The 14,090-nt window shown below is 34.2% G+C and carries 16 protein-coding genes; 14 read left to right on the top strand and 2 right to left on the bottom strand.

What is annotated here, in order from left to right; all coding sequences use genetic code 11:
* The first annotated feature begins 52 nt into the window (after positions 1–52).
* From PP176A_RS07330 to PP176A_RS07300, 7 genes are all read left to right on the top strand, one after another.
* The gene (locus PP176A_RS07330) at positions 53–334 is read left to right on the top strand and encodes a PTS sugar transporter subunit IIB (protein ID WP_071139818.1); all 282 of its coding nucleotides are present in this window, start codon (positions 53–55) and stop codon (positions 332–334) included.
* A 60-nt stretch (positions 335–394) separates the two neighbouring features.
* Positions 395–1,765 carry a PTS galactitol transporter subunit IIC gene (locus PP176A_RS07325; protein WP_071139817.1) on the top strand — a complete coding sequence of 457 codons (1,371 nt, stop codon included), beginning with the start codon at positions 395–397 and terminating at the stop codon, positions 1,763–1,765.
* 54 nt (positions 1,766–1,819) lie between these two features.
* On the top strand, positions 1,820–2,479 hold the full coding sequence (locus PP176A_RS07320; RefSeq protein ID WP_083381845.1) for a class II aldolase/adducin family protein: 660 nt from the start codon (positions 1,820–1,822) through the stop codon (positions 2,477–2,479).
* Positions 2,480–2,495: 16 nt separating this feature from the next.
* Positions 2,496–2,762 carry an HPr family phosphocarrier protein gene (locus PP176A_RS07315; protein WP_071139816.1) on the top strand — a complete coding sequence of 89 codons (267 nt, stop codon included), beginning with the start codon at positions 2,496–2,498 and terminating at the stop codon, positions 2,760–2,762.
* Between the two features lie 170 nt (positions 2,763–2,932).
* A complete protein-coding gene (locus tag PP176A_RS07310) occupies positions 2,933–3,937 on the top strand; it encodes a dihydroxyacetone kinase subunit DhaK (RefSeq protein ID WP_071139815.1) in 1,005 nt (334 codons plus the stop codon).
* Between the two features lie 21 nt (positions 3,938–3,958).
* Positions 3,959–4,603 (top strand): dihydroxyacetone kinase subunit DhaL, encoded by a 645-nt coding sequence (gene dhaL, locus PP176A_RS07305; protein WP_071139814.1) that lies wholly within the window; start codon positions 3,959–3,961, stop codon positions 4,601–4,603.
* 13 nt (positions 4,604–4,616) lie between these two features.
* Positions 4,617–5,057: an FGGY family carbohydrate kinase gene (locus PP176A_RS07300; protein ID WP_071139813.1), complete on the top strand. Its 441-nt coding sequence runs from the start codon at positions 4,617–4,619 to the stop codon at positions 5,055–5,057.
* Positions 5,058–5,142: 85 nt separating this feature from the next.
* Here the strand turns inward: PP176A_RS07300 and PP176A_RS07295 are convergent, their stop codons facing one another.
* Entirely contained in the window at positions 5,143–5,781 is a 639-nt protein-coding gene (locus PP176A_RS07295) for a DUF2812 domain-containing protein (RefSeq protein WP_083381843.1), read from the bottom strand.
* A complete protein-coding gene (locus PP176A_RS07290) occupies positions 5,774–6,112 on the bottom strand; it encodes a PadR family transcriptional regulator (protein WP_200796093.1) in 339 nt (112 codons plus the stop codon). Before PP176A_RS07290 ends, PP176A_RS07295 begins: the two co-directional genes overlap by 8 nt.
* A gap of 416 nt (positions 6,113–6,528) precedes the next feature.
* Between PP176A_RS07290 and PP176A_RS07285 the strand changes: the two genes are divergently transcribed.
* The 7 genes from PP176A_RS07285 (at position 6,529) to PP176A_RS07255 (ending at position 14,077) form a co-directional block, all read left to right on the top strand.
* Positions 6,529–8,640 carry a BglG family transcription antiterminator gene (locus tag PP176A_RS07285; protein WP_071139811.1) on the top strand — a complete coding sequence of 704 codons (2,112 nt, stop codon included), beginning with the start codon at positions 6,529–6,531 and terminating at the stop codon, positions 8,638–8,640.
* 36 nt (positions 8,641–8,676) lie between these two features.
* Positions 8,677–8,973, top strand: a complete 297-nt coding sequence (locus PP176A_RS07280; protein WP_071139810.1) for a PTS sugar transporter subunit IIB — start codon at positions 8,677–8,679, stop codon at positions 8,971–8,973.
* Positions 8,974–9,017: 44 nt separating this feature from the next.
* Positions 9,018–10,298: a PTS ascorbate transporter subunit IIC gene (locus tag PP176A_RS07275; RefSeq protein ID WP_071139809.1), complete on the top strand. Its 1,281-nt coding sequence runs from the start codon at positions 9,018–9,020 to the stop codon at positions 10,296–10,298.
* A 336-nt stretch (positions 10,299–10,634) separates the two neighbouring features.
* Complete coding sequence (locus PP176A_RS07270; RefSeq protein ID WP_071139808.1) at positions 10,635–11,099, top strand: PTS sugar transporter subunit IIA; 465 nt, start codon at positions 10,635–10,637, stop codon at positions 11,097–11,099.
* 52 nt (positions 11,100–11,151) lie between these two features.
* Positions 11,152–12,096 (top strand): phosphoglycerate dehydrogenase, encoded by a 945-nt coding sequence (locus PP176A_RS07265; RefSeq protein WP_071139807.1) that lies wholly within the window; start codon positions 11,152–11,154, stop codon positions 12,094–12,096.
* Between the two features lie 45 nt (positions 12,097–12,141).
* Complete coding sequence (locus PP176A_RS07260; RefSeq protein ID WP_071139806.1) at positions 12,142–13,173, top strand: Ldh family oxidoreductase; 1,032 nt, start codon at positions 12,142–12,144, stop codon at positions 13,171–13,173.
* Between the two features lie 19 nt (positions 13,174–13,192).
* On the top strand, positions 13,193–14,077 hold the full coding sequence (locus tag PP176A_RS07255) for a dihydrodipicolinate synthase family protein (protein ID WP_071139805.1): 885 nt from the start codon (positions 13,193–13,195) through the stop codon (positions 14,075–14,077).
* Positions 14,078–14,090 lie beyond the last annotated feature (13 nt).

Genomic DNA, 14,090 nt, shown 5'->3' with positions numbered 1-14,090 from the left:
CAAGCTTAGGAGTAATGCCCATATAGATATATAAATTCAGGAGGTGTTAATTGTGAAAAAATTTATTGTTGCATGTAATAATGGAGTTGCTACATCACAGACAATTGCCAGTAAAGTCAATAGCTTGCTGGAAGAGAGAGGAGTGAAAAATGCAAGGGTTGAGGCTGTAGATATAAAATCAATTGATACCTATTTATCTACTGCAGATGCTTATATCTGTGTTATAGCTCCCGATAAGGAATATGATTTGCCTGTAATTAACGGAGTTTCATTTTTAACTGGTGTGGGAGCTGAAGAAGAACTTCAGAAATTAATTGATATAGCAAATAGTTAAATAAAAAACCGTTTATGAGATATGATTGATGATTATTAAATTACGAAGGGAGTGTATTTAATGAGTACTATTATCAATATTTTTAATTTTATAGTAAACGATCTGGGTTCAACTTTGTTCTTACCGGCTTTAATGATGATTTTAGGATTGTGTATGGGAATGAAGGTTAAGAAAGCCTTTTCAGCAGCTATTACCTTTGGCGTGGCTCTTGCTGCCATGTCTTTGGTTATAGGTTATATGACCGGTGCAATTTCACCTGCAGCCCAGGCTATGTCAAAGACTGTAGGTAAAACGTTTGATGTGGTAGATGGCGGCTGGGTGACATTAGCCTCAATAACATGGTCATGGAAGTATGCATTTTTACTTTTCCCATTTCAAATTGTAATAAACCTATTGATGTTTTTCATGGGTAAAACAAAAACTATAAATGTTGACCTGTGGAATGTCTGGGGAAAGGTATTTCAAACTATAGTTATTAAAGCTATCACAGGGAGCATATTGTTAGGTTTAGTTGTGGCTGCATTGAGAATAGTTCTTGAATTGATACTCGGTGATGCATTACAGCCTAGGGTTCTTGAAAAGTCAGGAGTTCCCGGAGTTACTTGTCCTCATAGTTTATTTTTATTCGGCAGCGTTATATATCCTATAGATATGCTTTTAAGAAAAATTCCGGCTTTAAGCAGGAGAAAGTTTGATGCCGCATATTTAAAGGAAAAGATAGGGATATTTGCCGAAAACCATGTAATGGGATTTATTTTAGGTGTTCTTTTTGGACTAGTTGCTAAGTACAGTGTTGTTAAGTCTTTAACTTTGGGGATCACCTGTGCCGCCGCTATGACCTTATTGCCAATGGCCACAAAGTTATTTATGCAAGCCTTGGCTCCTATATCGGACGCTTGCACATCTTTTATGAAGAAGAAGGTTAAAGGCAGAGAGGTATTTATTGGTCTTGATGCACCTATAATCTTAGGTAATCCCGAAATCTGGGTCTCATGTATGATTACCATACCGTTTCTTTTAATCTGGGCAGTAGCATTACCTCAGAACAGGATGCTTCCTTTTGCAGGGATAGTTAACTTAGCATTGGCATTATGTGCTTTCTATGTTTGTGACGGGAATCTTGTCAGAATGTTGATAATAATGTGCGGTGTCGGCGCTCCGATATTCCTTCTTTGCGGTACTGCTATGGCTCCTATGATTTCCGAACTTGCTGTGCAAAATGGGTTCATTGCTGCCGGGACACTTGTTTCTAACTCTGCTTTAGATGCACCGGTCTTTTGCTATGCGTTCTCATTTATATGGAAGATTACGAAAGGTAATTTATTACCGTTAATCTGTGTAATATACTATATTTTCGGATATATATTGATGATCCGTGATTTGAGAAAAACTTATGCTAAACAAGATTCAACCAATGTAGTAAGTGATTAAAAAATGCAAGTAATATATAAATTTATATAAATTTTAAGAATGGAGTGATATTAAATGATGGATTATGAAATTAAAAAATCAATAGTGGATGTAGCTCATATGATGAGTGATAGGGGATTGGTTGGCACTTATGAGGGCAATATTTCTGTAAAGGATGGAAATAGAGTTTATCTTACACCTTCGGGACAGAGCAAGGAACTTCTAACAGAGGGAAAAATAATTGTAACGGATTTAGATGGTAAGGTATTGGAAGGACAATTAACTCCAACTTCCGAAACGCCGATGCATACGACCGTTTACAAAATTCGTCCTGATGTAAAGTCTGTCGTTCACTGCCATGCGCCTTTCTGCACAGCTTATGCACAGGCTAATATCCCTATAGAAAGTAAGATAAGCCCGGAATTTATGATTCTTTTTGGAAAAGTACCTGTAATCCCTTACGGAACCCCGGGGACCCTTGATATAATTAAGGGCATTGATGAGTATTTAAAGGATTATGATGTGGTATTATTGGCAAATCATGGTGTACTGGCAGTCGGCTCATCGCCATTGGAAGCTTTTTCAAAGACATTGTCCTTAGAAATGCTTCTTCGTACTGAATTTATCAGAAAGACTATTGCAGGAGATAAGAATACTGATTTACCGGAAGCAGAATGTGCTAAGCTTATTGCTATGGGCAAAGGGAAACACGGTAATCCGGCATTAAGAAAGTAACCGTAAGGAGCACAAAATGTATAAGGAAACAGTTACGATTGTTAACCCTACGGGATTGCATGCAAGACCTGCGACAACTTTTGTCAGATGTGTATCAAAATTTAATTCTCATGTCTTAGTTAAAAAGGTAAATGAAGGTAAAATGTTTGATGGCAGATCTATAATAATGCTTTTATCATCGGGATTGGAACAAAATACTGAAATTGAAATTTCAGCAGAAGGTGATGATGAAGAATTAGCTGTAAAGTCCTTGGTAGAGTTTGTTAAAAGTTTGAAAGACTAAAAATGTATCTGAAAATATAGAAAAGTTTTATAATATAATTTTAAAAAGTCGTGTATCTGTTTGGTATGCGACTTTTTAAAAGGAGGTATATACGTCTATCTTTCGATGCAGGTATAATATTTTCTAATAAAATATTGGTAATGGTGTAAAGTACCGTAATGGAGGGAATTATGAAAAAAATAATAAATGATCCTAAAAACTTTGTAAATGAAATGATAGAAGGGATATTATTAGCTCATCCTAAAGATTTAAAATTCATTAATAATGACTTAAGATGTCTTGTGAGAGCAGATGAAAAGAAGAAAGGTAAAGTCGGAATTGCAACCGGAGGAGGCTCCGGACATCTTCCTTTATTTCTCGGATATGTAGGCAAGGGGTTAGCTGATGGAGTTGTTATCGGAAATGTTTTTGCTTCGCCGAGTGCGCAACAGATGTGTGAAGTAACTAAGGAAATTGATAGTGGAGGCGGAGTACTTTACATTTATGGAAATTACGGCGGAGATGTGATGAATTTTGATATGGCGGCAGAAATGGCAGAAATAGATGATATAAGGGTAGAACAAATTTTATGTACGGATGACGTGGCTTCTTCGCCAGAGAGTAGTAAAACCAAGAGAAGAGGCGTGGCGGGTTTATTTTTTGCATACAAGATCGCAGGAGCTTATGCCGAAGAAATGGCTAACCTTGATGAAGTGAAAAGGGTTGCGGAAAAAACCGTTAACAATACGAGAACCATGGGAGTAGCACTAAGCCCATGCATAGTGCCTGAGGTAGGGAAACCTACATTTGTCATAGGCGATGAAGAGATGGAAATAGGAATGGGAATTCATGGGGAACCCGGCATAAGCAAAGACAAACTCATGACTGCAGACGAAATAGTAAAAATAATGATAGATAAAATAGTAGAAGATTTGCCGTATAAATCGGGAGATGAAGTTTCCGTACTTGTAAATGGTTTAGGGGCAACACCTAAAGAAGAATTATATATATCATATCGAAAAGCACACAAATTATTGGAGAGCAACGGTATAAAAGTTTATAGAACATATATCGGAGAGTTTGCGACATCTATGGAGATGGCAGGAATGTCTATATCGCTTTTAAAACTTGATGATGAACTTAAAAAATTGCTTGATGCACCTGCATATTCACCGTTTTTTCAGCAGATGAAATAAAGCATGTTATGGAGGGGAAAAATGGAAGAATTTAAAATAGGAGATATAAAAAAGATATTTGAATCCATAAGGGATACTATATTAAAAAATAAAGATTATCTTACGGAACTTGATTCCAGGATGGGTGATGGGGATTTAGGACTTACCATGAGTAACGGCTTTGCCACTATTGTTGATGAAATTGAAAAAATAAGCGAAGATGATATAGGTATTCTTCTTATGAAATCAGGTATGATAATGGCAAATGCCGTTCCTTCAACTATGGGAACCTTGGTGGCCACGGCAATAATAAAAGCAGGAAAAACTGTAAAGGGAAAGCAGCAGATAGGCTTAAAAGATACAATTGACATGGGAAGTGCTGCCATTGATGGGATAATGCAAAGAGGAAAAGCAAAAAGAGGAGAAAAAACCATATTGGATTCTTTGTATCCGGCTCTTGAGGCTTTACAGGATGTATATAAATCAAAAGGCACTTTTAGTGAAGCATGGGAAAAAGCATATGAAGGTGCCGCTAAAGGAGTTTTGGAAACAAAAAAAATGAAATCCGTACATGGAAGAGCAGGGTGGTATGCAGAAAAAACTGTAGGATATCAGGATCCCGGTGCTATGGCAGGAGCGTTTATTATTGAAGGTATAAGAAATTATATATGCGGTATGTCAACATAAAAGGAGTGGAGAGATGGATATTATAAATTTGGCTTTCGATTTTGGAGCGTCCAGCGGACGATTGATGATGAGCAGATTTGACGGAAGAACAATTAAACTGGAAGAAGTGTACAGGTTTCCTAACGAACCCGTTTGGTTTAACGGAAGATATTATTGGGATTTTTTAAGATTATTCCATGAAATGAAAGTAGGCCTGAAAAAGGCTGTCCAAATGGATGCCAAAATTGCAGGTATCGGAACAGATACTTGGGGTGTGGACTACGCTTTTTTGGATAAGACAGGTCATATATTATCTAATCCGATTCACTATAGAGATGAACGAGGGAAAGGGATGTTAAATGAGATTGAAAAGGATACCTCCGTTGATTTTGATGAAATCTATAAAGTAACCGGCATCCAAAATATGAATATAAGTAGTATGTATCAGCTTTATAGGGATACTATAAGATTTTAGAACGCAAAGAAAGAGCTACCAGTACTTTGCGTAGAATAAATATGATATAATATTTAATCGGCGCAGAGCACTGGTTTTTAGATGTTTATTCATTTATATTCGAATCCCTTTTCAGCTTTCTTATCTTCAGACTGAATCTTAAAAGATTTATAACCAATAATATTTCGGCAATTCCGAGAACTATTAAAGAAATTAATTTGTTTGTTTCGGCGTTCAAAAAAGATGATCCTGATTGAGAACCAAAATTTACAACAATCATCATTACTCCTATAAAAATTAACATAGAAATGGTGGGTTTTCTCATAATCTCCAAAGCATTAATTTTGTCTTTAATACTTGTATAGATTTCAAAAGGACCATCATTTTCTTTTTCCAATATTAAAAATTCTTTTTTTATCATTCCCCTTGAAGTAGCTAACCTTCCTCCCTTGTCAGCATAAGGTCTCCATCTTATGTTTCCAAAAGAAACCTTTCCTACGCTTCCCGGTTTTTCTATATATCTTATGTTCGAGTCTTTTAAAAATCTCTCATAATCATTTAAACTTTCATATGATCGATTTGCAACATAATCCACGGCATATCTGTATTTGCCTCTTTCACATTCTTTAAAATAAAAGAATGTATTATCCACTTTTATCAATCTGTAACCTTTATCCGACATTTTATTTAACCACTTGGTTAATCCATCAATTGGACTAAAAAAGAATTTAAATTTTCTAATCATAATTAACTCCCCTTTTCTCTAAAACTTTGACCCCTATATCATAGACTTCTTTTAATCTTGAAAGTTCTTGTTTTACTTGGTTTAGTCCATCTTCGGTTATGATATAATTCTTTTTTCGTTCTTCCGGATCAGTGGGATAGGGTTTAATCCATCCTTTTCTATTGAGGTTATTTATTGCACCGTAAAGTGTGCCCGGACCCAAGATAACCCTGCCTTTAGTCTTTTCTTCCACGAATTGCATTACTCCATAACCATGATTTGGTTCAATCATAGCTAATAATATTAGAAAAGCAGTTTCGGTTAAGGGACCGTTTGTTTCTGATTTTTTCATCATTTGTCTCCCTTTTGTATCTATTTCAAATCAGCAATTTTTTCATATTTAATTATATCGCCTTACGTACTACGTTTCAAGTAGTAATTTGATAAATTTCTTCGTTTAAGCCCGGCTGATAAAATGTACTTTCCTGTTTTAGCCATAATGTTTAAATTGCAACATATTGAAGGAATAGATTCAATATTTACTATAGTGTTTTATAGCGATTATAATGTAATTAAGTTCTGATGATATCTACTATACAAATTATATAAAACGTTATTCCTATAGAATTTTTAAAGAAAACGGTTAATTGAAAATAAATAATAAATTTATTTAAGGTGAAAGGTGAAATAATATTAAGATGGAACGGAAAAGTTTTATTAAAATTAAGAAGTTAATTCATATAAAGATTAAATAACAAGGGTGATAACGTGAAAACACTTACTGAAAGACAATTCGAAATTTTATCGTTTCTTATTAATAAAGAAAAACCTGTTTCAGCCAAAAATTTAGCAAAAAAATTTGGAGTCAGTACAAGAACTGTCAGGTATGATCTTGACGACATAGAGTACTTCTTGAAGGGAAGTACAGTTAAATTGCAAAAAAGAAACAAGGTAGGTATTTGGATTGATAACCCAAAAGAGGCAAAGAAGATGTTTTTATCGGAAGTACCTCAAGAAGAAAAAAATTCATGGAAAGTGGTATCTAAAGAGGATAGAAAAAAAGGTATCATTGAAACATTGTTAAAGTGTGAAGGTTATACTACAATAAGTGAGCTGTCGGATATTCTTGAAGTAAGCTATTCAACAGTTAGAAAGGATCTAAATGAAGCTGATAAGTGGTTTGAGCAAAGAGGAATAAAGATAATCAGAAAGAAAAAACATGGTATTTGCATTTCAGGAAATGAATCAAATATAAGGAAAGCAATATCCGAAGTGTTGGAATATAGGAATTTGGAAGATGCGGAATTCGGGATTTTTGACGAATGGTTATTTTCTGATGTTTCCATAAACGTATTATACAATTATATAAATAAAGTGAGCAAAGAACTTAAAGTAATTTATTCCGACGAATTTTCAACAAAGTTATTAATTCATATAGGTATATGCATAAAGAGATTGAGGCAAGGGAAAAAAATAAACGTAAAAAAAGAGGATATAGATGTATTAAAAGACACTAAGGAGTTTATTGCGGTGAAGAAATATATTTCCGATATTGAAATGTATCTTGGATTTAAAATACCTATCGGAGAAATATGGTATATAACAACTCATGTAATTTGTACTAAGATTATTGAAACCTACAGAGGTAAAAGCAATGTTTCTTTGTACACAAAAGAAGAATTGGAAATTACTCAGAGATATATTTCAAAGATTAGTGATGCTTTATCACTAAACTTAAGAAAAGACAATATCCTTATAAAAAATCTTTTAATGCATATCAAACCTACTTTAAATAGGTTAAAATACAAAATGCCTATAGAGAATCCGATTTTAGAGGAAATTAAGAGATGCTACCCCCGAGTTTTTGAATTAGTAAAAGAAATATCAAATGAAATATCGAAGGAAAAAGGAATAGTAATAAATGATGATGAAATAGGTTTCATAGTAATGCACATATGTGCATCTATAGAAAGAATACAAAAAAATATGAATAAAAAGAAGTTTCGAATTTTAGTTGTCTGCGGTGGGAGTATCGGTACCTCTAAGCTATTATCTTCCAGACTGAATAGTGAGTTTGAAGAATTAGAAATATCTTATGAGATACCGGTTAGTCAAATTAGCAGTTATATAAATGGCAATATTGATTTTTTAATATCAACTGTTCCGATAGATGAAGTCCTTATAAAACCTGTTATAACAGTTAGCCCCCTTTTACCGGAAGAGGATATTGTTAGAATAAAAAGCCTAATGAAGGTTTTGAGAGGAGAAAAAATAAAAACAGAAAACCAAACAGTAGATGAAATCATGTTTATTATTAATCAATTTTGTAATGTTGAAAATACACATGAGCTGAAAGATGCATTAGAAAAATCTTTTGATGAAAAATCAAATTATTATAAAAATATTGAAGAACAAAAATTGTTAACAGAAATGATTGACTTAAAGAGAATCGAAGTAAAAGTAAAATGCAGCGATAAATATGAAGCAATAAGAAAGGCAGGTAGTATGCTCCTGAAAGAAGGATATATAGAGGAACCTTATATTGATGCCATGATAAAGTTATGTGAAGAGTTAAATTCATATATAGTTATAGCACCAAAGGTGGCAATGCCTCATGCAAAACCGGAATCCGGAGCAAAAAAAACAGGGTTTTCTATAATTACATTAAAAGAACCGATAATTTTTGGCCATAAGAAAAATGATCCTGTTAGTTTGGTGATAGGGTTTTCAGCAATAAACAATACCGGACATATTAAAGCCATGCGAGAGTTATTATCTATGCTCGGTGAGAAAGAAACAATTGAAAAAGTTATAAATAGTACTTCGAAAGAAGAACTTTATAAGAATATTCAGCAATTTGAAAAGGTTTATCTACAGTAAGTGAATTTATAATTATTAAAGAAAGAAGGTGAAAATATGGCTAACAAAAGACTTACGGTTCTTACGGTTTGTGGTGCAGGAGTTGGATCATCGTTAATGGTTAAGATGAATGCGGAAGATATATTAAGCAAACTTGGCATAAAGGCTAAAATAATTAATTCAGATGTTACAAGCGCAAAGGGAAATACTGCAGATATATTGGTAACTACAATGGATATTTATAAACTTATTAAGGATATAAATGTGAAGCAGGTAGTTATACTTGACAATCCGGTGAGTGCAAAAGAGTTAGAAGAAAAACTTATTCCTGCTTATGAAAAAGCACTATGTTAAAAATTGAATTTTAAAGAATTTAAAATGTGAAGGGAGGAAAATTAATGAATATATTAAACTTTATTGCCATTAATATAATAGGAGAACCTGCTATTCTTTTTGGTATTGTTGCACTTATAGGGTTATTGTTACTTAAAAAATCTTTTCCTGATATACTCATGGGTGTAGTAAAAACAATAATAGGTTATTTTATTTTAGTAATAGGGTGTGCACCATTACAGGAAGCATGTACACCGATTGGAGTATGGATAAACGGTCTTCTGGGGGTAAAAGGAATAACTCCGCAAAATTGGATAATTATGAGCGCCACCACCGCAAAATATGGTTCAGAGGTAGGGCTTACAGTACTTGTAGCATTTATCATTAATTTAATATTAGCTAGAATAACGAAACTTAAATATGTAGCTTTAACAGGTCAAATCCTCGTCATCTGGGCCTCTTTTGCTGTAGGAGTTCTGGGGGGGTATGAAGGAGTTTCGACTTTTCAAATAGTTCTTTTTGCCGGCTTATTTTGTGGTATATATAATTGGCTTGCGGTTGCCGTATCTCATTATTTTATGAAAAAAAGCGGTCGCATGACAGATGAATTTGGTCTTTATGTAACGGAAATTACGGGTATAGCGCTCACATCTTGGCTTGCACCATTAGTAGGAGATAAGGACAAGCGTAGTGATAATATAGAAGTTCCGGAGAGTTTAGAATGGATACGTGATACTACAGTAAGTGTTTCTATAGTAGCCATGATTATCTGGTCAATTATTGGGATAATAGCCGGAAAAGAAGCAGTTGAAGCATTATCTGGAGGACAGAACTGGATTATATTCTTATTGTTTTTAGGATTTAAATTTGGTGCTGGCCTAACTGTAGTACTTTATGGTGTTCGTATGATGTTAGCAGAAATAGTTCCTGCCTTTAAAGGAATAGCGACAAAAATGATACCAGGAGCTATTCCGGGTTTGGATTATCCAACGGTATTTCAATTTGCACCAACAGCCGTGTTTATAGGATTTATAGCTAATTTAATAGGTGGAATAATAGCATCTTTTGTAATGGTAGGAATAGGAATGAAAACAGTTATATTACCTGCTGTATGGATGAATTTTTGGACAGGAGGAATGTTAGGTGTATTTGCTGATGCTTATGGAGGCAAAAGAGGAAATGTTGTAATGAATTTAATTTTAGGTTTCTTGACCCCATTTGGGTGGGCTCTTGCTTATCCGCTGTCCGGATTTTTAATGACTACAAATGCAACTGCAGATTATACGGATACCAGTACGATAGGATATTTGTATGAACTTATAGCAAAATTTGTGTTTGGGAAATAACTTTGTAAGTCTAATTTTTATTAATTTAAATTACACAAGAGACTTGTAAAAAATATATACAAGTCTCTTGAATTTTATCAAGTAAATTATTTGTTATTTTTCTTTTCTTGATATTTAATATATTACCCGATGCTTTATATTTGTTGCCCTGCAAAAAAATATATGCCTGTTTTGCAACATTTATAGTGAAACGAAATCAAGTTTACTTGCTTATTGAACTGAATATATAATTAAGATGAAATATGAGTTATTAAAAAATTTAGAGAAATAATTATTGTTTTATATCGGATATAAGATAATGAAAAAATTAATTTATAAGGATATGGAGGAGAACAATTGCTAACAGATATGATCAGCTTAAATAGGATTGCGGTGAATGTTGCCTGCAAGAATAAGGATGAGGCTATAAAGGTAGCAGGTAAACTGCTGTTAAAAGACGGCTATATAAAAGAAAATTATATTGAGAGTATGATAGAGCTTTCAGAAGAATTAAATGCTTATATAGTTTTGATACCGAAGGTTGCTATGCCCCATGCAAGGCCGGAGGACGGAGCATTAAAAACAGGATTTTCTATAGTAACTTTAAAGGAACCTGTTTGCTTTGGTAACAAAAAAAATGATCCTGTATACTTGGTAATAGGTCTTTCGGCAGTTGATAATGTAAGCCATCTTGAAACTATGAAACAGTTATCAATGATGCTTTGTGATGATGACGTGGTTAATAATATAATTAAAAGTCAATCATGCGAGGAATTGTATAAGTATATTGAAGACTTTGAGAAGAAGACATTGAAGTGCTAAATTAGTAAACTCATAAAATATTTTTATGTTGTAGATAAAAGGAGAAATCTTAATGAAGAATTTTAAACTGTTGATAACATCTCATTCTTTTGGTAGCTGTGAGAAAGAGGTGTTTACAGAATTAGAAAATGCAGGAATATCGTACAATTTAATAAAAAGTAATACAATTTTAAAAGAAAATGATTTGATTGACGTTATAGGCGATTACGATGCTGTAATTGTTGGAGCGGACATAATATCCGAGAAAGTCATTGATGCGGCAAAAAATTTAAAAATCATATCAAAACATGGAGTAGGTTTAGATAATATTGATTTGGAAGCTGCAAAGAAAAATGATATAAAGGTTACTGCAGCTAAAGGGTCCAATAGTTTAGCCGTGGCAGAATTAGCGGTTTCAATGATGACTGCATTAGCCAGAAATATAACTCAATCCACTGATGAAATTAAGAAGGGAATTTGGAACAGGAAAAAAGGAACGGAATTGTCCGGCAGAACCTTAGGAGTTGTAGGAACCGGTGCTATAGGAAAGAAAGTTATTGAACTTTTGTATGGATATCACATGAATATATTAGCATATGACCTTTATCAGGACAATAAATTTATAGATAGTCATAACGGAAGATATGTCAGCTTGGATGATTTATGTAGGGAATCAGACTTTATAACTTTACATTTACCTCTTATGAAGGATACAGAAAATCTTATAGACGAACGCAGGTTTAGTCTTATGAAAGACGGTGTATTTTTAGTAAACGCTGCAAGAGGAGGGCTTGTAGATGAAGCCGCGTTATATAAATTTTTGCAGTCCGGTAAATTAGCCGGAGCAGCTATAGATACTTTTGCAGAAGAACCTCCTGATAAGGACAGCCCTCTTCTTAAATTAAACAATTTAATTTGTACACCCCATATAGGAGCTTATACCTATGATGCTATAAATAAAATGAGTAAGTACTCTGCAAAATCGGTAATCGAGTTTAAAAAACAGCTTTACAAATAATATTTATGAGAAAGACAATAAAGAGAAATTTTGGGGAGGCGGCAAATGGCAACGTTAAGTTCAGAGGAAATATATAGTATTGTTAAAGAATCATTGAGAGCCGTTGGTACTAGCAAAGCTGCTGCGGAAGCAGTAGCTGAAACAACATGCCAAGCTGAGCTGAGAGGCATATCTTCACATGGATTACAGATGATACCGGTATATGTAGAAAGAATCTTAGAAGGAGGAATTCAGGGTAAGGCAGAACCAACTGTTTCAACTGGTGGGGACAATATCCATATAATTGACGGTAATGGATGCTGCGGTCAGCTTGCGGCTAAAAAAGCTATGGAACTGGTTATTGAAGAAGTTAAAAAAAACAGAGTATCAATGGTAGGAGTTAAAAATACTAACCATTGCGGTATGCTGGCGTATTATACTGAAAATATTTCTAAAGAATACTCTATAGCTTTTATGTGTACCAATACAAATCCAAATGTCGCAGCATTTGGAGGGGCAGAGAAAGTTTTAGGAACTAATCCCTTTTCTGTGGCATTACCGTGGGATAAGGAATCTATAGTTATAGATATGGCTACGACTTCCATTGCCAAAGGGAAAATATATGAGTATGCGATGAAAGGGATAAGTATTCCCGAAGGATATGCCTTAGATAAAGACGGCAAAGCTACTACAGATGCAAATGAAGCTTTAAATGGAACATTGCTTCCCTTTGGAGGTCATAAAGGTTATGCATTATCTATTCTTGTAGAGATATTGGCAGGAGTTATTACCGGCGGAGGATTTTCTAAAAATGTATTTTCACTGCACTCAGATATAAGTAAACAACAGAATGTCGGAATGTTTCTGATGGGTATACCCATAGAGCCTTTAATGGGAGAAAAAATGTATAAGGAAAGAATCAAGGAATTTGTATCGATAATTAAAGGAAGCAAATTGGCAGTAGGATTTAATGAGATATACATGCCGGGAGAAATTGAGGCAAATAGAAGAAAAGATAGACTTCGTAATGGAATTGAAGTCAATGATGATATCATAGAAAAACTGAAACAAATAATAAATAGCAAAAAAATACTGTAAAATAGGGAGGATGATTATTATGTATAAAATGAAGGGATGTATTCCGCCTATGGTAACTCCTTTTAAGGAAAATGGTGATTTGGACAAGGAATCCTTAGAAAAATTAGTAAGCTTTCTGTCGGATAATGTTCAGGGGTTGTTTATTAACGGCTCTTATGGAGCGGGAGCTCTTATGACTTTGGAAGAAAGAAAGGAAGTAGCAGAGATTACAAAGAAAACAGCAGGCAATAAAGTTCAGGTTGTTGTACAAGTAGGAACAACTTCCAACAGAAGTTCGGCTGAGCTTGCATCTCATGCAAACAGTATAGGAGTCGATGCTGTAGCTGCGGTCGGTCCGTATTACTATAAGTATAATGACGATAGCATTTTATATTTCTTTGATGATATTATAAAAGCTTCAAAGGGTACACCGGTGTATGTATATAACAATCCGCAGTTTCAAGGTTATCCCATGTCCTTAAATCTTATAAAAAGACTTAGAGATATAGGCGTTCACGGCATTAAAGATGCTACTTTTGATATTATGACCCATGCACAATATCATAGAATTTTAGGGCCCGATGGTTTTGATATAGTTTTAGGTACCGAGGCAATGTGGCTTTCGGCTTGCGCTTTAGGGACCAAAGCCTTTATACCCGGGTTAGCTAACGCATTTCCGGAAATAAACGTTCAGATGTACCAAGAAGGCATAAACGGAGAGTTTGATAAATGCAGGAATACACAGTTTAAGATTAATAAGATGAGAGATATTATGTATTTGGCGGGATCCACACAACTGGCTATATATGCCATGTTAGAGATTAGGGGAATAATTAAAGCTTATCCCCGTGCACCGTTTATTCCTGCAGGAGAGAAAGAAAAAGAGGCTATCAAGAAAGAACTGATTAAGTTAAACGTGCTATAAACTAATTATACGA

This window comes from Sporanaerobacter sp. PP17-6a, from assembly GCF_900095615.1.
Lineage (GTDB): Bacteria > Bacillota > Clostridia > Tissierellales > Acidilutibacteraceae > Acidilutibacter > Acidilutibacter cellobiosedens.
Note: the sequence above shows the minus strand (reverse complement) of the source record. Positions and strands in the feature narration are given on the sequence as shown.

Coding starts and splice junctions, on each gene's coding strand:
- PP176A_RS07325 (WP_071139817.1), top strand. CDS start 395: ATGAGTACTATTATCAATATTTTTAATTTTATAGTAAACGATCTGGGT.
- PP176A_RS07320 (WP_083381845.1), top strand. CDS start 1,820: ATGATGGATTATGAAATTAAAAAATCAATAGTGGATGTAGCTCATATG.
- PP176A_RS07315 (WP_071139816.1), top strand. CDS start 2,496: ATGTATAAGGAAACAGTTACGATTGTTAACCCTACGGGATTGCATGCA.
- PP176A_RS07310 (WP_071139815.1), top strand. CDS start 2,933: ATGAAAAAAATAATAAATGATCCTAAAAACTTTGTAAATGAAATGATA.
- dhaL (WP_071139814.1), top strand. CDS start 3,959: ATGGAAGAATTTAAAATAGGAGATATAAAAAAGATATTTGAATCCATA.
- PP176A_RS07300 (WP_071139813.1), top strand. CDS start 4,617: ATGGATATTATAAATTTGGCTTTCGATTTTGGAGCGTCCAGCGGACGA.
- PP176A_RS07295 (WP_083381843.1), bottom strand. CDS start 5,781: ATGATTAGAAAATTTAAATTCTTTTTTAGTCCAATTGATGGATTAACC.
- PP176A_RS07290 (WP_200796093.1), bottom strand. CDS start 6,112: ATGAAAAAATCAGAAACAAACGGTCCCTTAACCGAAACTGCTTTTCTA.
- PP176A_RS07280 (WP_071139810.1), top strand. CDS start 8,677: ATGGCTAACAAAAGACTTACGGTTCTTACGGTTTGTGGTGCAGGAGTT.
- PP176A_RS07275 (WP_071139809.1), top strand. CDS start 9,018: ATGAATATATTAAACTTTATTGCCATTAATATAATAGGAGAACCTGCT.
- PP176A_RS07265 (WP_071139807.1), top strand. CDS start 11,152: ATGAAGAATTTTAAACTGTTGATAACATCTCATTCTTTTGGTAGCTGT.
- PP176A_RS07260 (WP_071139806.1), top strand. CDS start 12,142: ATGGCAACGTTAAGTTCAGAGGAAATATATAGTATTGTTAAAGAATCA.
- PP176A_RS07255 (WP_071139805.1), top strand. CDS start 13,193: ATGTATAAAATGAAGGGATGTATTCCGCCTATGGTAACTCCTTTTAAG.